Genomic DNA, 26,103 nt, shown 5'->3' on the forward strand with positions numbered 1-26,103 from the left:
CGCTACCGCGGCGGCTGCAGGGCCGCCTGCTGCAGCACGATGTCGAGGCCTTCCCGGCGCATCCGCTGGTCTACGTAGAGCAGCGCGTCGATACCGGCCTTGATCGGCGCGGCGAACGTGGTGATGAGCACCGAACCGATCGAGGTGATCAGGACGTAGACGGCGAAGTTCCCGTCCGAGCCGCCGGTCAGGCTCTGGCCCGAGATGAGGGTCGCCGCGATGGAGAACGGTGCCGCGACGATCACCGAGATGATGGAGACGATGATCCAACCGAGCGCGCGGATGCCCCAGACGCGCCAGAACGATCCGTCGACGAGGTGCTTGGAGCGACTCAGGGCGCCCCCCAGGGACACCTTCTCGACCATGAAGGCTGGGATCGCCAGCGCCCAGATGCCCCATAGCCAGATACCCGGCGCAAGGCAGAAGAGCAGCCCGATCGTCGGAACGATCCCGACGATCAAGGAGAGGCCGATAAGACCCGGCAGCCTCGGACGCGTGCGAGCCCACACTTCAGCCAGCTCGATCCTGCGGCCCAGTACGTCGTCGGTGACCACGATGGTGAGCATGCCGGTGAGGACGGCCCCGAAGACGACGGTGACGCCGAGTGACAGTAGTCCGCCTCCGAGTGCCCCGGCGACCTGTCCACCGCTGAGCCCGACTGTGCCGTCGTCGTTGGTCGAGAAGCTGCCCAGATCGCTCAGGTTGTGATTGAGGATCAGCTCGAAGATCGCGACCACCGCGACCTGCAGGACGGCGATGATCGCCGAGAGGCCCAATGTCGCCTTGGGGTTGCGCCGGATCGTGCGGAAACTCCCGTCGAGGATGTCGCCGACGCCGAGCGGACGCAGCGGGATCGATCCCGGCTTCGGGGCCATCTGCGCGTAGTACTGATTCAGGTGCGGCGCGCCGCCATAGCCGCCACCGGCCGGGCCGTTGTAGCCGGGCGGCGGCGAGTAGTTCGGCGGTCCGTAGGCGGCGGGCGGGGTATAGCCGGGTGGGGTGTAGCCCGGCGGCTCGTAGCGCGCCGGCGGATAGTTCGGCGGAATCGGTGGAGGTGGTCCGGTCGGCGGTGCGTAGCTCGGACCGTATCCCGGTGGCTGATAGTTCGGCGGCTGGTCAGCGGGCGGCTGGTAAGTCGGTGGCTGGTAAGTCGGTGGCTGGTAAGTCGGTGGCTGGTAAGTCGGTGGAACGGACTTCTCCAGCGATACCTGATCGTCTTTGTCGCCGCGGTCGCCCGCGTCGTCCGCTCCGGCGTCTGCCACGGCGCTCCCGCTTCCCTGCTCGTTCGAGACCTTCGACGGCACCCGCCGAGGCGACCCAATCTTGTCACCGGTCTACGGCTGGCCCAACTCGCAACACACGCGCGGAACCGGTTACACCCTCGTTGGCTCAAAAAGTGCCACGATGTAGACATGAAACCCCGTGTCCTCGTCGTGGACGACGACCTTGCGCTATCCGAGATGCTTGGCATCGTGCTGCGTACGGAGGGTTTCGAGCCAGGTTTCGTGGCCGATGGCACCGGCGCGCTGGCCGCTTTCCGTGAGATGACCCCGGACATCGTGCTCCTCGACCTGATGCTGCCCGGGCTCTCCGGGCTGGACGTCTGCCGTGCGGTGCGGGCCGAGAGCGGGACGCCGATCATCATGCTGACCGCGAAGAGCGACACCGTGGACGTGGTGCTGGGGCTCGAGTCCGGCGCCGACGACTACGTGGTGAAGCCGTTCAAGCCCCGCGAGCTGATCGCGCGGATGCGGGCCCGGCTGCGCCACCACGACGAGGTGGTCAGCGAGACCCTGACCATCGGCCCGACCGACTCCCCGGTCACCATCGACGTCCCGGCGCATCAGGTGACCCGTGATGGCGAGGTGGTGAGCCTGACGCCGCTGGAGTTCGATCTGCTGGTCGCGCTGGCCCGTAAACCCCGGCAGGTGCTGACCCGTGAAGGTCTGCTGGAGCGGGTCTGGGGCTACCGGCATGCGGCCGACACCCGCCTGGTGAACGTCCACGTGCAGCGGCTGCGCTCCAAGATCGAGCGCGACCCGGAGCGGCCGGAGGTGGTACTCACGATTCGCGGTGTGGGGTACAAGGCCGGCCCGCCGTAGACCCCATCCGTGGAGACCGTCCGTTGTCGCCGAGCTCCTCGAAGCGTCTGGGAAAACCGAGCCCCAGCTGAGTGCGGAGAGCCGCCGGCAACAAACCCTGGTATGAACGTTCTGCTATGAGAGCTCTGGAATGAACGCGTTCGCCGAGAAAATCGCCGCGCTGCGTTCAGCCGACCATCCGAGGTTGCGCGCGATCGGGTCGAGGGTCTCCCAGTTCGCGAACCGGCTCCGGCAGACATGGAGTCGCTCACTGCAACTGAGGGTCGGGGTGACCACCGCGACGGTCACGTCAGTTGTCGTCATCCTGGTCGGCGTCTTCCTGGTCAACCAGATCAGCGCCGGAATTCTGCGGGCCAAACGCGACGCCGCGATCGCTCAGGCCAACACCGGCCTGCAGACTGCGCAGCGGGTGCTCTCCGGAGTCGGCGTCGGGGACGTCGCCGGGGTCAGTGCGGCCGTAGACCAGATCCAGGCCAACCTCACCGCCACCGGCCCCTCGGCGGGCCTGTTCACCATCGAGATCGAATCCACCAGTGCACCGCTGAGCACTGCGCAGTCCGAGACCGGCATCCCGATCGAGCTGCGGCGACTGGTTCAGGGCGGAAATCTGGCCGTGCAGTACTCGCCGATCTCGCAGGCCGGACACCGCGACCCGGTGCCCGGTCTCATCGTCGGTGAGCCCATCTCGGCCGCCGGTGGCGTCTTCGAGCTGTATTACCTCTTCGCCCTCACCGCCGAGCAGAGCACCATCTCGCTGGTCCAGCGCACAGTTCTCATCTCCGGCATCGTGCTGGTCATCTTCATCTCCGGCATCGCCTACCTCGTCACCCGGCAGGTGGTCCGCCCGGTTCAGGTCGCGGCGGCGACGGCCGCCCGATTGGCCGCCGGTGACCTGTCGCAGCGAATACCGGTTCACGGCACCGATGACATCGCCCTGCTCGGTCAGTCCTTCAACGACATGGCCGGGAGCCTGCAGGGCCAGATTCGCCGCCTTGAAGACCTCTCCCGCCTGCAGCAGCGCTTCACCAGCGATGTCTCGCACGAGCTGCGGACCCCGCTGACCACGATCCGGATGGCCACCGAGCTGCTTTACTCCGAACGCGCGGAGTTCGCTCCGGTGCTGGCCCGTTCGGTCGAGCTGCTGCTCACCGAACTGGACCGTTTCGAGGCGCTGCTGGCCGATCTGCTGGAAATCTCCCGCTATGACGCCGGTGTCGCGCGGCTGGATTCGGAGAAGACGGATCTGCGTGGGGTGCTGGCCAACGCGGTGGCGGCCAGCAACACGCTGGCCCAGCGGCACGGCATCGAGCTCGTCGTCGACGGGCCGGCCACTCCGGTACTGGTCGAGATGGACGCGCGGCGGGTCGAGCGGATTCTGCGCAATCTCATCGGCAACGCCCTCGACCATGCCGACGGGCGTCCCGTGGTCGCCACCGTGGCCGCCGACGAGCACTCGGCCGCCGTCGCCGTGCGCGACCACGGTGTGGGGCTCCGTCCGGGTGAGGCCGGTCTGGTCTTCAACCGATTCTGGCGTGGTGACCCCTCCCGCAGCCGTCTCACCGGCGGCACCGGGCTGGGCCTGGCGATCAGCCTCGAGGACGCCCGCCTGCATGGCGGATGGCTGCAGGCCTGGGGCGAGCGGGGTCTCGGTGCCCAGTTCCGGCTCACCCTGCCGCTGAACCTGGGGGACACGCTGGTCTCGTCCCCGCTACCGCTTGAGCCCGAGGCACTGATCGAGTTCGACGTGAGGCAGGACGGATGAACCCCCGAAACCGAATCAGCCGCACCGTCATTCGCCGGCCCCGTCGCAGCCTGACCGGGCTTGCCCTGCTCGCGCTCGTTTCGCTGCTCTGCGCCGCCTGTACCGGCGTTCCGACGCAGTCCAGTCCGCAGATCGTCCGCGGCCTGGGAGACGTGACGTCGGTGTCCGCGCCGTCCATCGCACCGATCCCCAACGCCGATCCACGCACGATCGTGCAGGGATTCCTGCAGGCCAACGTCAGCGATGTCGATGACCACCATGCGGCCGCGCGGGCTTTCCTGACCGTCGACGCCCGGGGCAAGTGGAACGACAACACCACCACCGTGGTCGACAGCTACACCGTCGGAGTCAGCGACCCGTCCAACAATGTGGCCGTTACCGGTCAGCAGGTCGGGTCGATCGACGCCCGCGGCATCTATACCGCCGATCTCAGCGGCGACGGATCCGTCGGCGACAGTGTGGAGTTCACCTTCGTGATGCGCCAGGAGAACGGTCAGTGGCGCATTCAGCAGCCGCCGAACGGCCTCATCGTGCAGCGGTCGGACTTCGAGACCCGGTACTCCGTGCAGACGCTGTACTTCTTCGACCTCGCCCAGCAGCGACTGGTGCCGGACCTGCGCTACACCTCGCTCGGCGACCCGCAGGCGATCGCCTCCTGGCGCTTGACCCAGCTGATCACCGGACCCCGCCCCGAACTGGTGAACGCCGTGCAGCAGTTGCCGGTACAGAGCAACGCCAGTCGGGCTTCGGTGACGCTCGGGGACCCGATCGTCATCGAATTGCCGGGCAGCAGCCTGCTCGAACCGGAGACGCTGACCCGGCTGGCCGCACAACTCGCCGTCAACTTCGACCCGGACGCCACCTTCGTCACGCTGCGGATAACCGACGGCGGAAAGCCGGTGACCATCCCCGGTGTCGGGCAGACGTTCAGTCGTAACCAGTTCGCCGTCGCCCAGCCCCCGACGACCTCCACTCCGCCGCTGTACTACCTCAACGACAAGTCTGTGCTGGTCGACCAGAACGGGTCGCCGTTACCCGGCGCGCTGTCGTCGGGGCACTATCCGTTGACCAGCGTCGCTGTAGCCGGCGCGACACCGTCGACCTACAAGCTGGCCGGCACGGTCGGGACGGCGCTGCGGTCGCGTCTGCTGGTCGGGTCCATCTCGACCTCCTTGCAGGACGCCGGGGTCGCCGCCGGGCCGTTGAGCGCGCCGACGTGGGCTCCTAACGCGAATGAGGTCTGGGTCGGGCGCGGACTCTCCCTGCTGCGGATCTCCGTCGGACACCCTCCGGTCGCGGTCTCCCTGGGCAGCCGGGGACCGACCAGCGGGAGCATCCGGTCGGTCAAGTTCAGCCCGGAGGGGTCGCGCCTTTCGCTGGTCATCGCTGCCGCCGATGGGACGGCGCAGCTCTGGATCGCGACGCTGGTCAGGGCCGGAGATTCGGTCCGGGTCGACACCCTGACTCCGATCACGCCGCCGCAGTTGGCGCTGCGGGACGCGGCCTGGAGTGGCGAGTCGGCGCTGTTCACCATCGGCTCGAACCTGCTCACCGGCAGCTACGGCATCTGGTCGGTCCGCAGTGACGGCTCCGCACTCGACGAGCGCTCCCACGTCGGGCTGCCCAAGGCCCCGGACTCGATCACCGCGGCCAGCCGGGTGGTGGCCTGGGTCAGTGCCGGCGGCGCGGTCTTCCAGCAGTCCCGATCGAACACCTGGTCCGGCCCGGCCGACTCCACGGCGCGGGGGATAAGCCCGACCTACGTTCAGTGGTGAGCCCGGCTCGGGTCCGACCGCTTCGGCTGGGCTCGGCGGTGCTCCACAGGGCGGCCGGATCTGCACAGCCGGTGGCCGCGAGCACCACGGGCTGACGTCCGGGCCCGACGATGGACGGATGCCGCTCGTCTCCCCGTTCCTGCTCTCGTCGTTGGCCGACCTGATCTTTCCGAACCACTGTCTCGGGTGTGCCCATCCGGGCCCGGTGCTGTGTCTGAGCTGCCGCCCCCAGGGCGGACTGCTCCAGGTGGCGACACCCGGGGTGCGGTGCATTGCCGCTGCGCCCTACGAGGGTCCGCTGCGCCGCGCACTGCTGCATTACAAGGAACGCGGCCGCCACGATGCGGCGCCGGTGTTGGGCGAGCTGCTGGCCCGGTCCGTCCAGGCCACGGCCGGCGGTACTCCAGGTGGGCTCGACCGGGTGCTGCTCGTCCCCGTCCCCTCCGCGCGGGGCGCCCGGCGGCGGCGGGGTGGTGATCATATGGCGCGGTTGGCTGAGATCGCGGCCGAGCGTCTGGCGGCAGCCGGGGCCGGTCTCCGGCCGGTACCGGTCCTCGACCTGCTGAGTCTGAGTAGGCCGGTCAGGGACGCCGCGGGGCTGAGCCGCGACGAGCGAGCTGAAAATCTGGCCGGGGCGATGACGGTCGACTCCCGCGCCAGCCTGGAGGCCGGCGGGTTCGGCGACGCTGACCGGGTCATCCTCGTTGATGACATCGTGACCACCGGCGCCACGGTCACGGAGGCCGTCCGGGCACTGCGGGGCGGCGGCTGGCCGGTGCTGGCGGCGGCCACGGTCGCCGCGACCCGCCGCAAAGCGGGCATAGACCGCGAAATTCCGGCCCGGAGCGAGTCACGGAATGCCACCCATGTAAGCCGTGAGCAAACGCCATGACTTCAGAAATAGAAACACGATATGACTAGCAGTGACCAGCTTTCAGGTCTAGCGTCAGTGGAACCCTGACCGAGTCGGCGATTCAGCGCCAACGCACGGCTGATCGCCGCATTATGTGGTGGAGGCCGTATGCACACAACCCTGAGCGGGATCGAAGTTGTCGTCCGAGGACGAAACGTCGAGGTGCCCGATCACTTTCGAGTTCATGTCTCCGAGAAGCTGGCCCGCCTGGAGCGCTACGACGGCAAGATAAGCCGTGCCGATGTCGAGCTGAACCACGAACCCAACCGCAGACAACATGACAACTGCCAACACATCGAAATAACCTGCCGCACCCGCGGCCCCGTCGTACGCGCCGAAGCGTGCGCCGATGACTTTTACAAGGCTCTCGAACTGGCAACCGAGAAGCTGGAGCGCCGTTTTCGCCACGCCGCTGATCGCCGCCGGGTCCACCACGGACGACGCACCCCTGTGTCAGTCGCAATCGCCACCGCCGCCGCCGATGCGTTGGCGGCCTCAGAGGCGAGCAGTGCCACCGAAGACGAGGAGCCCTATGACGGGCCGGGGAAGGTCGTTCGGGAGAAGGAGCACCCGGCCAAGCCGATGACCGTCGACCAGGCACTATTCGAGATGGAACTCGTCGGACACGATTTCTTCCTCTTCTCCGACGCCGACTGCGGTCTGCCGAGCGTCGTCTACCGGCGCCACGCCTACGACTACGGCGTGCTCCGCCTCACCGGCTGATCGGCTGAGCAGACTCTTCTCCCGTTCCCATTCATTTCAACGAATACTCCGGCTAGCCTTCAATGGAACCTTGAGCAATCGACGCGCTGCCGGTGTTGGAAGTCCCCCGCAAGATCGTCTGATGCGCTCGCGTTGGTCAACTCGGATCCGTCGTCCGAGTTGACCAACGCGAACCGAACCCGGCTACCACCAATCTCATCCTGATCGGCCCCGATGGGCCTCGATCTCTGGTGCGCCCGAACCCCGACCGGTGTCCGCTACCGGTGAAATCGGCGAGAAATTAACTTCGGCTGAGCGCCGCCCGCTGCGCCGGTGAACTTCGACCCGTACGATGGCGGCGTGGTTCTAGCCAAATTGTTGCGCGCCGGAGAAGGCAAGATGGTCCGGCGCCTTTCGTCCATTGCCGATGACATCGATACGCGTGAAGAAGACTATGTCGACTTCACCGATGCTGAGCTGCGTCAGGAGACTGACAAGTTCAGAGCGCGTATCGCCGACGGTGAAACCCTCGACGACTTGCTCCCGGAGGCCTTCGCGGTCGTCCGGGAAGGGTCGCGCCGCACCCTTGGGCAGTTCCATTACAAGGTGCAGCTCATGGGTGGCGCCGCGCTTCACCTCGGCAACATCGCTGAGATGAAGACCGGTGAGGGCAAGACGCTCGTCTCGACCCTCCCGGCGTACCTGAACGCACTCTCCGGTGACGGCGTGCACGTCGTCACCGTCAATGACTATCTGGCCAGTCGTGACGCCGACTGGATGGGTCGGGTGCACCGGTTCCTCGGCCTGACCGTGGGCAAGATCCTCTCCGACATTCCGCCGGAGCAGCGACGCGCGGCCTATGCCTGCGATATCACCTACGGCACGAACAACGAGTTCGGCTTCGACTACCTGCGCGACAACATGGCCTGGTCGTTGGACGATCTGGTGCAGCGCGGCCACAACTTCGCCGTGGTTGACGAGGTCGACTCGATCCTGATCGACGAGGCCCGTACCCCGCTCATCATCTCCGGCCCGGCCGAGGAGAACCAGCGCTGGTACCTGGAGTTCTCCCGCCTGGCGCCGCGGCTGCGCAAGGACGAGCACTACGACGTCGAAGAGGGGAAGCGGACGGTCGCCATCACCGAAGAGGGCGTCTCCTTCGTCGAGGACCAACTCGGCATCGACAACCTCTACGAAGCGGCAAACACCCCGCTCGTTGGCTACCTGAACAACGCGCTCAAGGCCAAGGAGCTCTACAAGCGCGACCGTGACTACATCATCAACGACGGTGAGGTGCTCATCGTCGACGAGTTCACCGGCCGCGTGCTGCACGGCCGTCGCTACAACGAGGGTATGCACCAGGCGATCGAGGCCAAGGAAGGCGTGGCGATCCAGCACGAGAACCAGACGCTGGCCACCATCACGCTGCAGAACTACTTCCGTCTCTACAAGCGGCTCTCCGGCATGACTGGTACCGCCCAGACCGAAGCGGCTGAGCTGCACCAGATCTACAAGATCGGCGTCGTCCCGATTCCGACGAACCGGCCGATGGTGCGGGCCGACCGTACCGACCTCATCTACAAGAGTGAAGAGGCGAAGTTCTCGGCCGTCATCGACGACATCGCTGAGCGGCACGAGGAGGGGCAGCCGATCCTGGTCGGCACGGCCAGCGTCGCGAAGTCCGAGCGCATCTCGGCCCTGCTGCTGCGCAAGGGCATTCCGCACGAGGTGCTGAACGCCAAGCAGCACGCCCGTGAGGCCGCCATCATCGCCAACGCCGGCCGGCGCAGTGCGGTCACCGTGGCCACGAACATGGCCGGTCGAGGCACTGACATCATGCTCGGTGGCAATGCCGAGTTTTCGGCCGACGCGGCCCTTCGCGAAGCGGGGCTCTCACCGGACGAGACGCCGGAGGAGTACGAAGCCGGTTGGGCTGACTCGCTGGCGGCGGCGAAGGCCGACATCGAGAAGGAGCACGACGAGGTCGTCGATCTCGGCGGGTTGTACGTGCTCGGCACCGAGCGTCACGAGTCGCGGCGTATCGACAACCAGCTGCGGGGTCGGGCCGGCCGTCAGGGTGACCCGGGCGAGTCGCGCTTCTACCTCTCGCTGGGCGATGACCTGATGGTTCGCTTCAGCGGTATGGCGGCGGCCATGTCACTCGGACGTCTCCCTGAGGACACCCCGATCGAGAGCAAGGTCGTCTCACGGGCGATCCAGTCCGCGCAGACGCAGGTCGAGCAGCAGAACTTCGAGATCCGCAAGAACGTCCTCAAGTACGACGAGGTCATGAACAAGCAGCGCGCTGTCATCTACGGCGAGCGGAAGACGGTCCTCGACGGCGCCGACCTCTCCGATCAGATCAGCGGCATGATCGAGGACGTCGTCACCGCGTACATCCAGTCCGGCACGGCCGGGTACGCCGAGGAGTGGGATCTGGAGCAGCTCTGGACCGCGCTCAAGACGCTGTACCCGGTGTCGCTCAGCATTGACGAGGCGATCGAGACGGCGGGCGGGGATCGCTCTGATCTGACCCGGGAGTTCCTGATCGAGGAGCTGGTAGCCGACGCGCAGGCGGCTTACAACGCGCGCGAAGAGGACCTCGGCAGTGACGTGACCCGTGAGCTCGAGCGGCGGGTGCTGCTGTCGGTGCTCGACCGCAAGTGGCGGGAGCATCTCTACGAGATGGACTATCTGCAGGAGGGTATCGGAATGCGCGCGCTGGCTCAGCGCGATCCGCTTGTCGAGTACAAGCGCGAGGGTTTCGATATGTTCAGCGCGATGATGGACGGCATCAAGGAGGAGTCGGTCGGCTTCCTCTTCAACCTCGAGGTTGAGGTCGAGGATCCGGATGCTGCTCCGGCGGCACCGGCTGCGCCGAGCCAGCTCGCCGCCGGCGCTGACGAAGCCACCGACGACGATGGTCCGCAGATCGATTTTGCGGCCTTGGCGGCGGCACAGGATCAGCATGATTCGGCGCCTGCTTTCAACGCCAAGGGGCTGGAGCGCAGCAAGTCGTCGGCGCCGCTGGTCTACACGGCTCCGACGCTGGGCTCGGATGCGCCCGAGGTTCGTATCGGTGACGCGGGCGATGGTGCGGCCAAGCCGGCGCCTCGCAGCGCGGCCGCCCGGAGCAACCCGAACCGCGGTAGCCGGGGCAACAAGAGCACGAGCGCGCGCAAGCGCAAGCGCTGACCGATCCGGCGGCAACTCGGTTGGATCAACCGAGTTGCAGCCGGACGCAGCGCCACCGCCCGTTCTGCCCTTCCAGACGAAGGGCGACGGCGCGGCTGCGGCCACGAACGGCGACTACGGCGGCGATCTCGGCGACGCCGTCGGCTGGTTCGCAGAGATGAATGGTCCTGACCGCAGCGCCACCGCGCCACCGGTTGGTGACCTTGGCATTGTCGCAATCTCGGGCCAGACCGGCGAAGACGCCACGGCTCAGGTATGGAGCTAGCTGGGCGATCGATCGACGCCCGGCGAAGGCCTCGAGTGCACCCACGAGCAGGCGCCGGCTGAAGCCGACCGGGTCGGGTAGGTCCTGACTCGTCGCTGTGAGATGCCCGAATGGGCTCTGCGCGGAATCTAACTCGGCCTGGTTGTCCCGCTGGTGTTCGACGAAGGGGAGCGGTCGGTCTCGTGGCCCGACCAGGTGAAGCTGAGCCCCCTCGTCGTCGAAGGGCGGCTCCCGACGCGGCGCCGGCCGGACGGTGATCGCCGTGTGTGGGGACCGGGATCGTCCGATGGCGACGCGATGCTGGTGCGCCGTTGGTTCCTCCGACGCGACGGCCAGTGAGGCGGTGCTCATATGGTTCCTCCTTGGTATTGCTGGGATATCGACGCGGTGTTGCCGTGAAATTCGTTGGCGTGTGACTGGAACGCGGGGTTAGCTGGCCGGGCTTGTCGATGGCTGATCGGCGGGCGCCTGGAGCACTGAGCCCGGATGAATGAGCCCGGGGTCGGTGCCGATCGCCGCGGCGTTCGCCGCATACCAGCGCGGCCACTCAGCGGCGATCTGCTCGTTGCTGGCCGATGCGCCGAGCCGGTGCGCCGCGATGAGCCAGAGAGAGTCGCCAGGAGCGACGGTCACTGAGCGTTCCTGGGTTTTGGGCGCGTCGGTCTTCGCGGTGACGGGCCGAACGGGTGTGGGCGGCGTCGAACCTGGCTGGCCGGCTGTCGGCGTTGCCGGGATGGCGGCGGTGCTCCCCCGGGGCGTCGCAGCAGGGGTTGGCGTTGCTGTTGGATGGACCGCCGGCGACGGCGTCGCAGCGTTCGGACTAGGGGAGGGGATCGTGAGGCGCGGTGTCGTCGTGGCGATCGGAGTCGGCGCGGAAGTCGGATCGGTGGGGAGCGCGGGTGCTGGAAGTGGCGTGGCAACCGAGGATCCGATCACGCTCTGGACGGCCGCCGGTGGAGCGGGAGTGCTGGCCTGGGCCGCGACGGGTGCCAGTAGCACGCCGAGACCGCTCGCTCCGGCGACGAGCCGAAGCATGGCCCGGGGGAGTAGTCGACTTGCGGCGATCTGCAGCGTGCGACCGGCCGCTCCAGGAAGCGCCGTGCCTAGTGCCGCCAGGATTCCTAGACCGAACCAGATCGCGATCAGCCAGAGCGCACAGCCGGCGAGCTTCGCCGCCACCAGGTCCGCGCCGCTCTGCGCGACCCAGGCGTGCGGACCACGAACTCCGAGGGTCAAGGCGTGCCAATCCGGTCGAAGCCGGATCAATACGAAGCCGTCGACGATGCAGAGCAAAGCGGCGAGCGGGTACCTCTTGATGTTGTTCATGGCCTGATCCGTTCGTTTGCGTTCATTTGCATCCTTATACATGCAATGAGGATCAGTCAAGAGCGGAGGAGTGTCTCGTCGCACTCATGTCGGCGCTGGGTTTGCCCCCTGGGGCGGTTTGCTGTGTCAGTTTAGGTTGACGGCGGTCGATGTGTCAGTCTAAATTGACAGGCATGGACATCGCCGAACTCAGCGCGAATCTCTCGTCGGATGACCCGGCGATCGGGCTTCGCGCCTCGTTGGCGCTGCGTCGCCTGGCTGAGAGGGTTGAAGCGAACCAGGTCGGGGCGGCCCGGAAAAAGGGCTGGTCGTGGCAGCAGATCGGTGACGCGTTGGGTGTGACCCGCCAGTCCGTGCACACCAAGTACAACAAGGAGCCCTGATGACCATCGAATCCGTCGCGCCCGAGGTGCGTCACGTCTGGGGCATCTATCTGCGGGCCAGTGAGGAGGCTCGTCGCCGAGGTGACCGCCGCACCGGCACCGATCACATCTTCCTCGCCTTGCTAGAGGATCCCTTGATCGAAATGGTGTTGGGTGTAGATCTGCAGCAAGCTCGCCGGGCCGTTGAGGCACTCGATCAGCAAGCCCTGGGCGCGCTGGGCCTGGGGTTCGGGAACGACGTTCCTGCGCTGCCGATGCGCGCCGTGCCGAAGAATCCGAGGTTTAGAGATGTCGCGCGAAGCGATCGCCTCCGCATGACGCCGGCGGCGAAGAAAGTGCTTGAGGATGCGGTCAAGCCCAATCGACGGAAGACCCAGGTCACGTCTGAGCAGGTATTGGACGCGATCGTCACTCTGCAACCACCAGATCCCGCGGCCGTGCTGCTGGGTGCGCTCGGCGTGAGTGCGGCAGAGATACGGCGTCGACTAGATGCGGCCACGCCCGGCAGTTGAGCCCCAAGTGACGTTCACGACGACCAGCGAGACGGCACCAGACCGCGCTAACTGAGGGAACGATATGCGCTTATCTCGGTCGAGGTCTCCGCGCGCCGATCGACGGCTCGCGCGCCTTGCCTGGGATGGGGCTTATCTGCCGATGATGAGTGCGAGGAGGGTATTGACCGCGGTTTCGAACGGGCGGGTGTTCCGCTGCGCCTGGGCCAGTAGAAGACCTCCTTGGAGCGCGGCGAGCAGGGTAATGGCGAGGTCGTCCGGATCAATGTCGGACGGGAGTTTCCCCTCGGCGTGTAGGGATCGCAGTCCATCGCTGATGGCGGCTGCCCACTGGTCGAACCCGGACGCAATGAGCGCTCGCGCCTCGGAGTCGCTCTCGGCGAGTTGACCAACGAGCGAGCCGAGTGCGCAGCCGCCCTTCGCCTTGGTGCGCTTCGCGGCGGTGATTACCATCTTCTGCCAAGCCTCGACTCCGTTCGCGCTGCCTAGGGCCTGCCGGTTGCGACTGACGATGGCGTCGGCGTTGTAGTCGATGACCGCCTGCACGAGGTCGTCCTTGTCGGGGAAGTAGTGGTACAGCTGCGAGCCGCTGACTTCCGCTGCCACCTTGACGTCTTCCAAGGTGGTCGCCACGACTCCGCGCTCGTGGATCAAAGCGGCAGCCTCTTCCACGATTCGTGCGCGGACGCGCTGGCCTTTCGCGGTGAGCTTCGGCCGCTCACGTGTCTCGTTGACCATGAACCCATCCTAGCAATTCTGAGTTTGACACCTCAGTTTCGCCGTGTGATAGTGAGTCACGCAACCCAGTTTTACAGGAAAGGACAGACGGCGTATGACTGATCTAAAGGGCCGGACCGCGCTTGTTACCGGGTCGACGAGCGGGATCGGCAGAGCTACGGCCATCGCCTTGGCCGCACGTGGCGCACATGTGCTGGTAGTCGGACGCGATGAGCAACGGGCCAGAGACGCGGTCACCGAGATCGAGGGCAGCGGCGGTAGCGCGACGTTTCGGCTCACGTCGCTGGTCGACCTCGAGTCGGCCCGGGAGCTGGTCGAGTGGGCCATTGATGCCGGCAACGGTCACGTCGACATCCTCATCAACAACGCCGGCGTCGCCTTGATGGGACCAAGCAACGCAGCAACCGAAGCAGACTTCGACGAGACCTTCACCGTGAACGTCAAGGTTCCGTTCTTCCTCGTCGCGTCACTGGCGCCAGCCATGGCCGAACGCGGATGGGGTTCGATCGTCAACGTCTCCACGATGGTCGCCAGTTTCGGACAGGCCGGCATGGCTCTGTATGGCGCGAGCCGAGCAGCGCTCGAACTCCTGACGAAGGCCTGGGCCGCCGAGTACGGCGGACGTGGCGTTCGGGTCAACGCCGTTGCGCCCGGCCCGACGCGCACCCGGATGATGGAGGCGATCCCTGATGAGATGGTGAACCACCTCGCAGCACTGGCACCAGCAGCTCGGGTAGCTGAGCCGGAGGAACTGGCGTCGGCGATCGTCTTCCTCGCCACCGACGATGCCAGCTTCGTCCACGGCGTCACCCTCGCGGTCGATGGCGGCCGAGTAGCGACGTAACGCCTGCCGGCGGTGACGTTTAAGGGTCAAAGACCTAGAGCACAAATCAACCAAGACTGAGGGCTATTCATATGAGCGCATACCTAATTGTCGAATTCACGGTCAAGGACCCGGAAACGTACCGCGAGAGATACGCCCCCATTGCTGGGCAGACAGCCAAACAGCATGCAGGTGAGGTAATCGCCGGTAACCGGGAATTCCTGCACGGCGATGGCTCGCTCACCTCAGGAGCACTCGTGCGGTTTACCGATCGTGAGACGGCCCTCAGGTGGTACAACTCGCCCGAATTTCAACAGCTGATCGATGTTCGAGGTGTCGCGATGGATGCCCGTTTCAGTTTGCTCGACGGCCTCCCCATGCGCGCCGACGATGTGAGGCAACCCGTATGAGCTCACTCCCAGGAAAGACGGTGCTGATCACGGGCGCCAACGCCGGGATCGGCAAGGAAGCGGCCCGGCAACTGGCGTTACGTCCCGAGATCGTGCGGATCTACTTGGCGTGCCGAAACCGAGGTCGGGGCACGACGGCGAAGGCCGAACTCGAAGCGGCGACCGGCCGGCGCATTTTCGATGTCGTTGTCATAGATGTCGCCGATCTACGTTCGGTCCGAGCTGGCCTCGCGGCCATCGGCGGATCGGTCGACGCGTTGGTCATGAACGCTGGTGTCATAGGCCCGCAGTCGATGGAGTTGACCGCTGACGGGGTCACCAAGGTGTTCGCGACGAATGTGCTTGGCCACGCCGTTCTCCTCGAAGGGCTCCTGGCCGAGGGGCGGCTTGGCGAGGTTGCGGTCCTCGCCGGAAGTGAAGCAGCCCGTGGAGTTCCAAAGTTGCGGATGAAACGGCCATCCCTTTGCCTCAACCTCAGCCGATGAACTCGCCACCGTCATCGACGGCAGCTATTTCGGCGGCAGAAAATCTGACTTCAACCTGGCGTTCGGGCAGGCCAAGTACATCGGTGCCCTCTGGATGGCTTACCTGGCCCGGCAACACCCCGACCGCCGTCTTGTCACCGTGAGCCCCGGCGGCACTACTGGCACTCAAGCCGCCACCGACCTCAAGCTGCCGCTACGTATAGCAGCCAAATACGTCATGCCCCACCTGGGTCTCACCCACAGACTTGACGTGGGCGCGAGACGACTGGTCGACGCCGTCATCGACCCGACCTTGACTAGCGGTGTGTTCTACGCCAGCCCAGCCAACGCTGTCACTGGTCCGTTGGTCAATCAAGCCGACATCTTCCCTGATCTGGCCAACCCGTCCTTTCAGGACCACGCCAACGAAGCCATCCACCGCTTCATCACCAAATGACGTTCAACAACTGGCTCTCGGGTGGTCTCGGTCCGAGGTCAGTGGCGAGTGTCCACTAACGGCCATTGACGTCGCGGACTATTGATCCGTATGAGCGCGGGGTTTCTTTAGTGGCGGCGACCGGGAATCATGGGGTGATGTTCATTGGGGTCCTTGACTGTGTCGGCGCGGTGCGCAACTCGGCCGCCGGTTCGGAAGATTCTTTGCGCCGCAGATTCCACCGGTTGCCACGCGATGTGCCCTCCGTTTGCGTCGATATTGTTGCCTCGTGACCACCGCGGCATCGGCCGAGCGGGCGACGGCTTTTCTCGCCCTGCACACCGGCGTCGGCTTTGTGCTTCCGAACGCGTGGGATGCCGGCTCGGCCCGTGTCCTGGAGCAGATCGGCTTTGCGGCGATCGCCACGACCAGCGCCGGCATCGCGTGGTCGTGTGGAGTTCCGGACGGAGGCACGCTGGATCGTGACACGATGCTCGAGCATGTCGGTCGGATCGTGGCCGCCGTGAGCGTTCCGGTGACTGCGGACCTGGAAGCTGGCTTCGGAGACACCGCTGACGAGGTCGGGCAGGCCGTGGCTCGGACCGTGCAGCTCGGGGCGGTGGGAGCCAACCTCGAGGACGCCGTCGACGGTGTGCTGCTCGGTATCGAGGAGGCGGTCGAGCGCGTCGCGGCGGCCCGGGCCGCGGCGCCTGCCGGCACGTTCGTGCTGAACGCCCGCACTGATACCTACTTCGCCGGCACGATCGGCGATGTCTTCGCCGAGACGGTCAAGCGGGCAGTCCGCTACCTCGATGCGGGGGCTGACTGCATCTTCGTACCTGGCGTCGTTGAGGAAGACACGATTCGCCAGCTCACCGCGGCTATTCCCGGCCCGCTCAACGTGGTGGCCGGTCTGGCGAACACGATCGACGCAACGACGCTCTTTTCGCTTGGCGTCAAGCGCGTCAGTTTGGGCGGTAGCTTGGCCCGAGCCTCGCTCAGCGCGCTCGACCGCGCCGCGCGGGAATTGTTCGACTCTGGAACGCTTGGCTTCCTCGACGGCGCGGTCTCCTACGCCGACCTGCAGCGACGTTTCGGTTCCTAAGCGCGGCGTGAATCGGACGGCGGTTCACGGTAGTGAGGTTCGGCCAAATCGAGACACTCGAATGTGGCTGCGGACGCCCGACGCGTCGTCGGCGAGGCTGTTGCGTCGTCTGCTGGGTTACCCCTCCTCGCGTTTCCGTGCACCGGCATCATTGCGATCCATCGACAGGTCGCGGCGACGATCGAGGTCGGGGATCTGCACATACGTTCTCTTCTGTGCGGCAAGGCACGGTCGCAATGGCGCCCGAGTCTCTCTCGATATCGACGGCTCTCGGGCGCAGGGTGGCCTCGTTGTTTTCGGAACCTATGGGCTGTGTTTTAAGGTGGATTGGCGCGGTCAGGGTGCGCGATAGGCGTCGGATCGTGGGAAAACGCCAAGTATTTGGACGCGATGGTCTTGATCGCTGATTCGGTAGAGGACTCTGTAGGTGCCTCGGCGGGCACTGTGGCGATCGTGCAGTGGTGGCCGCAACCGCTTGCCGACACGATGAGGATTGTCAGCGAGTGGGCCCGTGATGAATTCGAACGCGGCGGTGGCCACCGCCTCCGGCAGTTGTTCGGCCAGATGTCGGCGGGCGGTGGGGGAGAATGTGAGTTCCCACCGTTCGTCGCTCACTTGCGGGCTCGACGTGCCTTCATCGCGGCCAGGACCGCGTCGGGGCTTTCTCCCTCTCCGCGAGCTAGTTCAGCGTCCGCAACGCGCAACGCTCGTACCGTGTCGGCGTTGGACAGGACGGCGATGGTTTCCTCGAGTGCGTCGAGGTCGTCGACGGAGACCAGGACTGCCGTTGGTCGTCCGTGGACGGTGACGGTGACCCGGTCGTGGTGGGCGCCCACGCGTGCGACCAGGTCGGACAGGTGTGCCTTCGCGTCGGCCAGCGTGCTTGTCTCAGACATAGTCATAAGTATGACTAGTTTCCCGACCTGTGTCCACTGGGCCTGCGGGCCGACGTCTCGTACTTGCTGGCGTCCGTCCACTCGTTCGCCGACCTCGGTGTCCCTAGTCCCAGACGCTGAACCACGAGACCCTGGGCCAGGCGCAGAGAACCTCACATGCGCGAGGCCGTCGGTGCTCAACGGCGTCCCGAACGACGGGTAGGGCGCCGGCACGTTGGCCGGCTGTCTTCACGCAAGGCCGTCAGGGTATGGCCGCTGTTCTGTCGGTCAGAGCCGTGGGTCGATGGGTTCGGACTCGAGGGCGAGGACGGCGAAGACTGGTTCGTGGATTCGCCAGAGGGGTTCGCCGGCGACGGAGCGTTCGAGCGATTCGATGCCGAGGGCGTATTCGCGGGCGGCTAGGGAGCGTTTGTGGCCGAGGTTGCGGTCGCGAAGCCGGGTCAGGTTCGCCGGTTCGGTGTAGTCGGGTCCGTAGATGATGCGTAGGTATTCAGGGCCGCGGACTTTCACGCCGGGTTGGGCGTAGCCCCGCGCTGTTTTCGTAAGATTCGCGAGGGGTTTGACGACCATGCCCTCACCACCGGTGTTGGTGAGGGCGGTCCACCAGTTGATCCCTGCGGTTACCGATGAGTCGTCGCTGGTGTCGACGACGAGGCGCCTGGTGGAGCGGATCAGTGATGGAGCGGCGGCGACGAGTCGGTCGGCGATGCCGAGATGCCAGCTGTGGTCGCGGTTGCTGTGGGTGTGTCCTTCGGTGGCGAGGACCTGGAACGGGGCGATCTGTACACCGTCCAGCCCGTGTGTCGGCCAGACGTAGCGGCGGTAGGCGTCGCGGAACGCGGTCGCGTTCGCGGCCCGGGACACCGTCCGTGCCAGTAGGTCGGTGACGTCAAGGCCCCGATCGGCTGAGGCTTGCAGGACCGACACGGCGGCGGGTAGGGCGGCGTTCGCGGCGGCGCCGACCGAGGCGTATTGCTGGCGAAGCAGGTCTTCGGCTTTGGCTGACCAGGGCAGCAGTTCGGTGTCGAGCAGCAGCCAGTTCGTGCCGAGTTCCTCCCAGAGGTTCGTGTCCTCGACTGCTTGGCGCACTGTGCTGAGCAGGGTCTCGGTGGTGTCGTGGTCGAAGAAGGACCGGCCGGTGCGGGTGTAGACGGCGCCGGTGGATCCGTCGGTGGCGCCGAAGCGGTCGGCGGCGGTGTCGGCGTCGCGGCAGATCAACACGACCGCCCGTGATCCCATGTGTTTTTCTTCGCAGATCACGTGACTGATGCCGTCGCGGCGGTAGAACTCAAATGCTGTGCCTGGATGCTCCAGCAGTTGTCCGTCGGTTTCGGTGGCCGTCGGTGCCATCGTCGGCGGCAGGTACAGCAGCCACCGTGGTTCGAGGGCGAAGCGACTCATCACTTCCAGCGCTCCGGCGGCGTTCTCCTCCCGGACGGTGACCCGCCCGGCGAGGCGGGTGTCGACGCCGCGTTTGCCGAGCACGTCGGTGATCGCCAACTCCTCCGGTGCGCGCCGGTCCAAATCTGTGACCGTGGAGTTGAGCGGTTTCACCGGTTCGTACCAGACCCGCGCCGCCGGTACTGAGATGACGTCTTTCTCCGGGTAGCGAACGGCGGTGAGTTTTCCGCCGAACACGCAGCCGGTGTCCAGACACATCGTGTTGTTCACCCATTCCGGTTCCGGGGTGGGGGTGTGTCCGTAGAGCACCATCGCCGGACCGCGGTAGTCATTCGCCCACGGGTACCGGACCGGCAGACCGAATTCGTCGGTCTCTCCGGTCGTGTCGCCGTAGAGGGCGAAGCTGCGGACCCGTGCTGAGGAGCGTCCCTGGTAGGCCTGCTTCAGCCCGGCGTGCGCGACGACAAGGTTGCCGTCATCCAGGACCAGATGAGACACCAGTCCGTAGCAGAAGAGTTCGACCTCTTTACGGAACTCCACTGACTCGCTGGCCAGCTGTGCGAGGGTGGTCTCCAGCCCGTGGCTGATCTGCACGTTGCGTCCCTGCAGGGCTTTCACGAGTTTGCTTTCGTGGTTGCCAGGCACACACAACGCGGTGCCCGCTGCGACCATCCCCATCACCAGACGCAGCACGCCGGGTGAGTCCGGTCCGCGATCAACCAGATCACCGACGAACACGGCTGTCCGCCCGTCGGGATGAGTTGCGTTGACCGGGCGGCCAAGCTCGTCACGGTCGATCAAGTAGCCGAGCTCACCGAACAGCGTCTCCAGCTCCGCGCGGCAGCCGTGAACGTCACCGATCACATCGAACGGCCCACGGCGGTCACGTAAATCGGTGAGCAGCTTCTCCCGCACGATGACCGCATCAGCGACGTCGTCCTCACTGTGCAGCACATGGACCTTTCGGAACCCCTCCTTGCCCAGGTGCCGCAGCGAGCGGCGCAGCTGGTCATGTTGGCGGCGGATGACCGTGTCACCGAAGTCGCGGTCCGGGCGCGAGGCGTTACGGTCCAGGCACACGCGTTCGGGCAGGTCCAGCACGATCGCGACCGGAAGCACGTCATGCTCGCGGGCCAACGCGACGAGCTGCCGACGCGCGTCGGGCTGCACGTTCGTAGCATCCACCACCGTCAGCAGCCCAGCGTCCAGACGCTTGCCGGCGATGAAATGCAGCACCTCGAACGCCGCGGACGTCGCGGCCTGGTCGTTCTCATCGCCGGAGACCAGACCGCGGCAGAAGTCGCTGGACAGCACCTCAAACGTACCGAAGTTCTTCCGCGCGAACGTCGACTTACCAGAGCCGCTCGCGCCGATCAGACAGACCAACGACAGCTGCGGAATGTTCAGCTCGGTCATGCGCTCACCCTCCGGAAAACCGCCATCTGCGTCGGCGCCCCGACCTCAGGATCCACGTCACCGACCCCTACGAACCGGACGTCATACCCATAGGCGGTCGCGGTCGTCTGTGCCCACGCCGCGAACTGCGCCCGGGTCCACTCGAACCGGTGGTCGCGGTGACGGAACTGCCCGGCCGGGAGGAACTCATACCGCACGTTGTACTCAGCATTCGGAGTCGTCACCAGCACCGACCCCGGACGGGCGTGACCGAACACCGCCCGCTCCAACGCAGGCAGCCGTGCCGCATCGATATGCTCGATGACCTCCATCAACACCACGGCGTCAAAACCCGCCAACCGGTCATCGCGATATACCGCTGATGACTGAATGAGCTCCAGTCGGGCCCGGACTGTGTCGGGCGTCCGGTCCAGATTCAGCCGACGCGCCGCGACCTCCAACGCCCGGTGCGATACCTCCGCCCCTAGCACCCGAGTGAACGCAGGGTCTGCGACCAGGTCGTGCAGCAACGCCCCCTCGCCGCACCCCAGGTCCACCACCGTCGACGCGCCCTCGGCCCGTAACGTGGCGGTCACCGCGTCTTTGCGCTGTACCGCCAGCGGTGTTGGTCCCTTTTCGGGGTCGTCGCTGACCGCGTTGTCTAGCGCCTCGGGGTCGACGTCATCGACCTCAGCCAACCGTGCGACCGCGCCAGCGACAAGAACCCGGTGGTGTCCTAGGTAGCGGCGGGTGATCAGCTCCCGTTCCGGATGCTCACCCAGCCACTCACCGCCGGCGCGCATCAACTTCTCCACCTCGTCGCTACTGATCCAGTAGTGCTTGCGGTCATCGAGCACCGGCATGAGCACATATAGCTGCGTCAACGCATCCGCGACCCGGGCCGTGCCCGCCAGGTGCAGGTCCACGAACGTCGAGTCACCCCATTCGGGAATCTGCGGATCGAGCGGGATCGGCGTTGCGGTCACCGCCCACCCCAGAGGCGCGAACAACCGCGCCACCAGATCCACACCGCCGCGGCTGGGCAGCGCCGGGATGTGCACTTCCAGCGGCACGGCCTGACCAGGTAACTCGGGCCTGGCGTTGCACCGACCGGTCATCGCTGTGCGGAAGACCTTTCCCAACGCGACCGCCAGCATCGACGACGCCGCGTAAGGCTTGTCGTTGACATACTGCGACAAGGCGAACCCGTCCGATCCGCGGTTGCCTTTGCTGCGTACCAACGCGACCGGGTCGACCTCCAGCATCAGGGCCACCGTGCAACGCTGCGTCGTCGCCTCCGGCCACACCACCGTCGCCACGCCACCAGACATCTCGAATGCCTGTGCCTTGTCTGGGTGCTTGTGGAGTAGGAAACCTAGATCGGTTGCGTCGGGCATCGTCGTAGACAAGGTCAGCAGCACCCCTGTAGTTTGCCTGACCCCCGCAACACCAAATCAAACCGCCGAAGCACGCCGTCGATCCGCCGTAGTGTGCAGGAATTCAGTACGCACGGCGTCCGAGACGTTCTAGAGTCGTGTCCCGTGATCGACGTTGATGCCATTGCCGGTGACCGTAGTCCCCCGCCGGGTTTTGACCACCCTCATGCCTCAGAGCTGGCGCGTCGGATCGCTGAGCGTGGTCTCATCGTTCGCACCCAGGTCGGCTCCGGTGTCCACGGGACCGCGATCGCTGGTCAGGACGATCGCGATGAGATGGGGATCTGTCTTGAGCCACCGCAATTCGTCACCGGCTTGGCTCGAGTGCCGAGCGGCACCAGCGCCGACGCCGAGGTCAGGTTCGAGCAGTATCAACGTCACACGGTCTGGGATCAGCCAGGAGGGTTGGCCAACCGCTCAGGTGCCGGTGACCTGGACGTCGTCATCTACTCCGCCCGCAAGTGGGCGCGGCTCGCGCTCGGCGGCAATCCGACCGTGCTGCTGGTGCTGTTCGCCCCGGATGAGGAGACCATGTTCCGCAACGAGGCCGGTGCTTAGCTCGTCGCCAGCGCGCATCGCTTCGTCTCCCGCCAGGCAGCGGCTCGTTTCATCGGCTACCTCCGAGCGCAGAAATCGGCCATGACCGGCGAGTCCGGCGCCCACACGAACCGACCCGAACTCGTCGCGATCCACGGCTATGACACCAAATACGCCATGCATGCGCTGCGACTCGGGCTACAAGGCGTGGAGCTGCTGCAGACCGGCCGGATCAGCCTGCCGATGCGACAGCCTGAACTTGGCTACCTGCAGTCGGTCAGGCACGGCGAGATCGTTCTCGCCGAGGTGCTCGCAGAACACCCCGACTACGCCGACAGGCCAACTTTCTGACACGAGTTTCTGACACTTCGGATCGGGTGTGTCGCCGGCGCCGGGGTTACGTAAGGAAAACGGTCGTTTTCAACTGCGGTGAGCGTGGCGAGTGCACTGATCACTCGAGACGCCGCGCCGAGGGTCGTGCCAGCGTCACTGCGGCAGCACCCTGAACCAGCGCGGCGCCGCTGGCTAGCCAAGCGCCCGGACCGATGCTCAGATGCGAGCTGGCGGCGCCGAAAGAGGCGAGTTCCCCGGACCACGTGCTGAGCCACATCGCGATGCTCAACCCGCTGAGAAGACCGAATAGCGTGAAAAGGCTGGCGAGACCGAACCTGCGGGTCTTCGGTTTGCCTAGCACCGCCAGCAAGGTGGCGAGAACAGCGACTGCGGCGCAGCCGACCAGGACCGGCGCGAAGCGCAGTCCGGTGCTCGCGGTGCTCAATGCAGCCGACTCAGCGATGTAGGCGTGCGTGGCGCCCGAGACCCGCACGGTCACGGTGAGGACCTGGGAGCCGGATCCCGACTGCGCTGCGTAGAGCCGAGACAATGCAGCGAACACCGCCAATATCGGTGGCACCATCAGCGCCAGGAGTACGAGCGCGATCCGCGCCGCCGGCCGACCTTGTGCACCAGGTGCATCAGGTGCATCGGGTGCATCTGTCGACTCTGGAGCGTCAAAGTCGATGAAGTCCAGGTTGTTTGGTGGATTATTCACCTGGCAAGCTTGGCAGTACTCGATATCAGACGACCCACGTGGAGGTAGCCGTCATGACAGGCAACGACCGGCGACCCGTCCCTGCCGAGGAGTCGGAGGTGCTGGTGAGCAAAGGAAAGGGACCTCTCGGAGCCTGGGAACTTTACGATTCCCCGTCGCGCAGGCCGCTACTGGACGATAAGGAACTAGGCATTAGGCAGAGGTTCGCCTATGAGACCCCCAACGGCTGGACCGAGTCAGGAGAGACCGGTCCGATGCTCAGCCCCGACGAGCGAGTCCGGCTAAGCCGTTCCGGATCACTCGAAGTCACTTACCTAGCTTTCCGCTGCGCGGCCGAGGTCGACGGAATTGAGCTCCAGATACCCGGCCAAACAGCCGAGCGATTCCAGGCCTCTGCGACGAGCAACATCTCTGGTAACCGGTTCGTTGTTGTACAACTCCTCCCGCGAGCGTCCTACGGCTGGGAACCGTACTAGGGACGACGTCTTTCCCTTTAAGTGATCTATTTCGCACTCAGCGTTACGCCCGTTACTCTTCCGCCATGACAATTCGGAGGGCACTGACTGTCGTATTCGCAGCGCTTCTTGCCTTGGCAGGAACCGCACTACCCGCATCAGCATCCACACCCGTTTCATTGGGCTCATCGTCCCCGGCCTGGGGAACGCCGGCGCAACACGCTGGCACCGCAAGGCCCCTCTGGGCCTATAGCGTCTGCGCCGGCGAGTTCATCTCAATCAACGTCGCAGCCAACGGCTTCGTCTACGGCGGCGAGCAATCGTGCACGAGCTCCCAGCGCCAAACCCTGGAATTCCTCCTACTGAACAACAAAGGCGACGTCGTCGGCGCCCCGACGATAGCTTGGACCGGGTACCAGAACTACATCCATGCAACGAATCACTGCAGTAGCAGCGCGAAAACGTTATGGAAAGAATACGCCTACGGAACGGCCAGCGGCATCCAGCTCCAGCCCTATCCGGCAGTAAAGGCTCTATACCTCAACTGCTACACCGCGGGCATCAGCGGTGGATGCACCCAAAACAACATCCGTGCAGAGCTGATCCGGCAAGGACTAGCCTCGATCGCCGCCGCAATTCGCGTGGCCTGACCCCGGTTGGTTGATCCAGGTCGAGTGAGAGTCTTGCGGCCCACGTTGTGGGCAGGAAGGCTTGACCACGATGACTACGAGGAAGCGGCACAGCCCGGAGCAGGTCGTGCGGAAACTGGCGCAGGCTGATCGGATGCTGGGCGAAGGCAAAGACATTGCCGATGTCTGCCGGGAATTGCAGGTCTCTGAGCAGACCTATTTCCGGTGGCGCAACCAGTTCGGCGGCCTGAAAGCTGACGACGCGAAACGGTTGAAGGACCTGGAGCGGGAGAACGCCACCCTGAAGCGGCTGCTCGCCGACGCGGAGCTGGAGAAGGCCGCGTTGAAGGAGATCGCCCGGGGAAACTTCTGAGCCCGGAACGCCGGCGCGCGGCCGTTCACCACCTCATCACCACGATGGGCGTGAGTGAGCGGTTCGCGTGCCGGGTGACCGGGCAGAACCGCACCACACAGCGACACGAACCACAGGCGGCGACGCCGGCCGATCCCGACGCGGCGCTGCGGGCTTGGTTACGGGAGTACGCGAAAACGCATCCGAGGTGGGGATTCCGCCGCGCGTATCACGACGCCCGCGGCGAGGGGTGGACGGTGAACCACAAGAAAATACAGCGACTCTGGCGCGACGAAGGCCTACGCGTGCCGCAACGCCGCCGCCGTAAACGCCTCGGCACCAGCACCGCCCCCGGCCTACCGAAAGCTGACGCACCGAACACGGTGTGGGCCGTCGACTTCCAGTTCGACGCCACCACCGACGGCCGACCGATCAAGATCGTGTCGATCATTGACGAGCACACCCGCGAATGCCTCGGTGGGCTCGTGGAACGGTCCATCACCGCTGATGCGTTAGCCGACGAACTGGACCGCGTCGCCGCCGGTCGTGGGTACCCCGTCGTGCTGCGCAGCGACAACGGCCCCGAGTTCGCCTGCGCGGTGATGACCGATTGGGCCGGTGAACAGGTCGGGCTGTCGTTCATCCCACCCGGCGAGCCGTGGCGCAACGGCTACGTCGAATCGTTCAACTCACGCGTCCGCGACGAATGCCTCAACATCAACATCTTCTGGTCCCTGGCCCACGCGAGGGTCGTGATCAGCGACTGGAAACAGGAATACAACGAACATCGGCGGCACTCGGCTCTGGGCTACCAAACCCCAGCCCGCTACGCTGCCATCTGCACCCACCGAAACTGACTCTCACAAACCGTGGATCAATTCACGGGGTCCGGCCACGCGTCCGACCCGACTGCTAGCCACCCCGGTTCACGCCCAGCTACAACGCATGCGTGTGGCCTGCGCCCTTTGAGAGGCGCAGGCCACACGCTATTCTGTCGAAACGTAAGGGAGCCCGACACCACCTCAATCGGCCCGGGCGCC

Annotated in this window: 25 protein-coding genes and 1 pseudogene; 17 read left to right on the forward strand and 9 right to left on the reverse strand. The window is 65.6% G+C overall.

The window, feature by feature from the left end; all coding sequences use genetic code 11:
- Positions 1–2 precede the first annotated feature (2 nt).
- The gene (locus CPH63_RS11915) at positions 3–1,304 is read right to left on the reverse strand and encodes a hypothetical protein (protein ID WP_096303156.1); all 1,302 of its coding nucleotides are present in this window, start codon (positions 1,302–1,304) and stop codon (positions 3–5) included.
- Between the two features lie 108 nt (positions 1,305–1,412).
- On the opposite strand from CPH63_RS11915, the gene mtrA reads away from it, so the two are divergent.
- From mtrA to secA, 6 genes are all read left to right on the forward strand, one after another.
- Positions 1,413–2,102: an MtrAB system response regulator MtrA gene (mtrA, locus tag CPH63_RS11920; protein ID WP_096303157.1), complete on the forward strand. Its 690-nt coding sequence runs from the start codon at positions 1,413–1,415 to the stop codon at positions 2,100–2,102.
- Positions 2,103–2,232: 130 nt separating this feature from the next.
- Entirely contained in the window at positions 2,233–3,864 is a 1,632-nt protein-coding gene (gene mtrB / locus CPH63_RS11925) for an MtrAB system histidine kinase MtrB (RefSeq protein WP_096303158.1), read from the forward strand.
- Positions 3,861–5,639 carry a hypothetical protein gene (locus CPH63_RS11930; protein ID WP_096303159.1) on the forward strand — a complete coding sequence of 593 codons (1,779 nt, stop codon included), beginning with the start codon at positions 3,861–3,863 and terminating at the stop codon, positions 5,637–5,639. The genes mtrB and CPH63_RS11930 overlap by 4 nt, the downstream gene beginning before the upstream one ends.
- Before the next feature lie 118 nt (positions 5,640–5,757).
- On the forward strand, positions 5,758–6,531 hold the full coding sequence (locus CPH63_RS11935) for a ComF family protein (RefSeq protein ID WP_197704320.1): 774 nt from the start codon (positions 5,758–5,760) through the stop codon (positions 6,529–6,531).
- A 150-nt stretch (positions 6,532–6,681) separates the two neighbouring features.
- A complete protein-coding gene (gene hpf / locus CPH63_RS23705; RefSeq protein WP_172892302.1) occupies positions 6,682–7,275 on the forward strand; it encodes a ribosome hibernation-promoting factor, HPF/YfiA family in 594 nt (197 codons plus the stop codon).
- A gap of 339 nt (positions 7,276–7,614) precedes the next feature.
- Positions 7,615–10,449, forward strand: coding sequence for a preprotein translocase subunit SecA (gene secA / locus CPH63_RS11945; protein WP_096305105.1), 2,835 nt, complete (start codon positions 7,615–7,617; stop codon positions 10,447–10,449).
- 25 nt (positions 10,450–10,474) lie between these two features.
- Here secA and CPH63_RS11950 read toward each other — a convergent pair whose 3' ends face one another.
- Both CPH63_RS11950 and CPH63_RS11955 read right to left on the reverse strand, forming a co-directional pair.
- A complete protein-coding gene (locus CPH63_RS11950; protein WP_096303161.1) occupies positions 10,475–11,065 on the reverse strand; it encodes an Rv3235 family protein in 591 nt (196 codons plus the stop codon).
- 78 nt (positions 11,066–11,143) lie between these two features.
- Entirely contained in the window at positions 11,144–12,040 is an 897-nt protein-coding gene (locus tag CPH63_RS11955; RefSeq protein WP_157749498.1) for a LysM peptidoglycan-binding domain-containing protein, read from the reverse strand.
- Positions 12,041–12,213: 173 nt separating this feature from the next.
- Between CPH63_RS11955 and CPH63_RS11960 the strand changes: the two genes are divergently transcribed.
- Both CPH63_RS11960 and CPH63_RS11965 read left to right on the forward strand, forming a co-directional pair.
- The gene (locus tag CPH63_RS11960) at positions 12,214–12,423 is read left to right on the forward strand and encodes a hypothetical protein (RefSeq protein WP_096303163.1); all 210 of its coding nucleotides are present in this window, start codon (positions 12,214–12,216) and stop codon (positions 12,421–12,423) included.
- On the forward strand, positions 12,423–12,935 hold the full coding sequence (locus CPH63_RS11965; RefSeq protein ID WP_096303164.1) for a Clp protease N-terminal domain-containing protein: 513 nt from the start codon (positions 12,423–12,425) through the stop codon (positions 12,933–12,935). Before CPH63_RS11960 ends, CPH63_RS11965 begins: the two co-directional genes overlap by 1 nt.
- A 132-nt stretch (positions 12,936–13,067) precedes the next feature.
- On the opposite strand, the gene CPH63_RS11970 is transcribed toward CPH63_RS11965, so the two are convergent.
- The gene (locus CPH63_RS11970) at positions 13,068–13,673 is read right to left on the reverse strand and encodes a TetR/AcrR family transcriptional regulator (RefSeq protein ID WP_096303165.1); all 606 of its coding nucleotides are present in this window, start codon (positions 13,671–13,673) and stop codon (positions 13,068–13,070) included.
- A gap of 94 nt (positions 13,674–13,767) precedes the next feature.
- Between CPH63_RS11970 and CPH63_RS11975 the strand changes: the two genes are divergently transcribed.
- The 5 genes from CPH63_RS11975 to CPH63_RS11995 all read left to right on the forward strand — a co-directional run bounded on the left by CPH63_RS11975 (position 13,768) and on the right by CPH63_RS11995 (position 16,911).
- Positions 13,768–14,517 carry an SDR family NAD(P)-dependent oxidoreductase gene (locus tag CPH63_RS11975; protein WP_096303166.1) on the forward strand — a complete coding sequence of 250 codons (750 nt, stop codon included), beginning with the start codon at positions 13,768–13,770 and terminating at the stop codon, positions 14,515–14,517.
- Positions 14,518–14,588: 71 nt separating this feature from the next.
- Positions 14,589–14,906 carry a DUF1330 domain-containing protein gene (locus tag CPH63_RS11980; protein ID WP_096303167.1) on the forward strand — a complete coding sequence of 106 codons (318 nt, stop codon included), beginning with the start codon at positions 14,589–14,591 and terminating at the stop codon, positions 14,904–14,906.
- The gene (locus CPH63_RS11985) at positions 14,903–15,391 is read left to right on the forward strand and encodes an SDR family NAD(P)-dependent oxidoreductase (RefSeq protein ID WP_096303168.1); all 489 of its coding nucleotides are present in this window, start codon (positions 14,903–14,905) and stop codon (positions 15,389–15,391) included. The genes CPH63_RS11980 and CPH63_RS11985 overlap by 4 nt, the downstream gene beginning before the upstream one ends.
- A gap of 94 nt (positions 15,392–15,485) precedes the next feature.
- Entirely contained in the window at positions 15,486–15,827 is a 342-nt protein-coding gene (locus tag CPH63_RS22280; RefSeq protein ID WP_157749499.1) for a hypothetical protein, read from the forward strand.
- 268 nt (positions 15,828–16,095) lie between these two features.
- Complete coding sequence (locus CPH63_RS11995) at positions 16,096–16,911, forward strand: isocitrate lyase/phosphoenolpyruvate mutase family protein (protein ID WP_096303170.1); 816 nt, start codon at positions 16,096–16,098, stop codon at positions 16,909–16,911.
- Between the two features lie 336 nt (positions 16,912–17,247).
- Here CPH63_RS11995 and CPH63_RS23710 read toward each other — a convergent pair whose 3' ends face one another.
- The 4 genes from CPH63_RS23710 to CPH63_RS12015 all read right to left on the reverse strand — a co-directional run bounded on the left by CPH63_RS23710 (position 17,248) and on the right by CPH63_RS12015 (position 22,024).
- Positions 17,248–17,526, reverse strand: coding sequence for a type II toxin-antitoxin system RelE/ParE family toxin (locus CPH63_RS23710; protein ID WP_096303171.1), 279 nt, complete (start codon positions 17,524–17,526; stop codon positions 17,248–17,250).
- On the reverse strand, positions 17,523–17,807 hold the full coding sequence (locus CPH63_RS12005; protein WP_096303172.1) for a type II toxin-antitoxin system Phd/YefM family antitoxin: 285 nt from the start codon (positions 17,805–17,807) through the stop codon (positions 17,523–17,525). Before CPH63_RS12005 ends, CPH63_RS23710 begins: the two co-directional genes overlap by 4 nt.
- 267 nt (positions 17,808–18,074) lie before the next feature.
- Positions 18,075–20,624, reverse strand: coding sequence for a polynucleotide kinase-phosphatase (locus CPH63_RS12010; protein WP_096303173.1), 2,550 nt, complete (start codon positions 20,622–20,624; stop codon positions 18,075–18,077).
- Positions 20,621–22,024: a 3' terminal RNA ribose 2'-O-methyltransferase Hen1 gene (locus tag CPH63_RS12015; protein ID WP_096303174.1), complete on the reverse strand. Its 1,404-nt coding sequence runs from the start codon at positions 22,022–22,024 to the stop codon at positions 20,621–20,623. Before CPH63_RS12015 ends, CPH63_RS12010 begins: the two co-directional genes overlap by 4 nt.
- Before the next feature lie 120 nt (positions 22,025–22,144).
- Here CPH63_RS12015 and CPH63_RS23210 point away from each other — a divergent pair.
- Positions 22,145–22,927, forward strand: a pseudogene (locus CPH63_RS23210) (DNA polymerase beta superfamily protein).
- A gap of 100 nt (positions 22,928–23,027) precedes the next feature.
- Here CPH63_RS23210 and CPH63_RS12025 read toward each other — a convergent pair.
- Complete coding sequence (locus CPH63_RS12025; protein WP_157749500.1) at positions 23,028–23,627, reverse strand: hypothetical protein; 600 nt, start codon at positions 23,625–23,627, stop codon at positions 23,028–23,030.
- 53 nt (positions 23,628–23,680) lie between these two features.
- Here CPH63_RS12025 and CPH63_RS22945 point away from each other — a divergent pair, with 53 nt between their 5' ends.
- From CPH63_RS22945 to CPH63_RS12035, 3 genes are all read left to right on the forward strand, one after another.
- Positions 23,681–24,103, forward strand: coding sequence for a hypothetical protein (locus CPH63_RS22945; RefSeq protein WP_206745538.1), 423 nt, complete (start codon positions 23,681–23,683; stop codon positions 24,101–24,103).
- A 65-nt stretch (positions 24,104–24,168) separates the two neighbouring features.
- Positions 24,169–24,732: a hypothetical protein gene (locus CPH63_RS22285; protein ID WP_157749501.1), complete on the forward strand. Its 564-nt coding sequence runs from the start codon at positions 24,169–24,171 to the stop codon at positions 24,730–24,732.
- A gap of 70 nt (positions 24,733–24,802) precedes the next feature.
- Positions 24,803–25,920, forward strand: a protein-coding gene (locus CPH63_RS12035; RefSeq protein WP_096303177.1) for an IS3 family transposase whose coding sequence is annotated in 2 segments (ribosomal slippage) — positions 24,803–25,070 and positions 25,070–25,920 — 1,119 coding nt in all. Because the reading frame shifts where the segments join, the coding sequence is not laid out codon by codon here.
- The last annotated feature ends 183 nt before the right edge of the window (positions 25,921–26,103 follow it).

This window comes from Jatrophihabitans sp. GAS493, from assembly GCF_900230215.1.
GTDB lineage: Bacteria > Actinomycetota > Actinomycetes > Mycobacteriales > Jatrophihabitantaceae > MT45.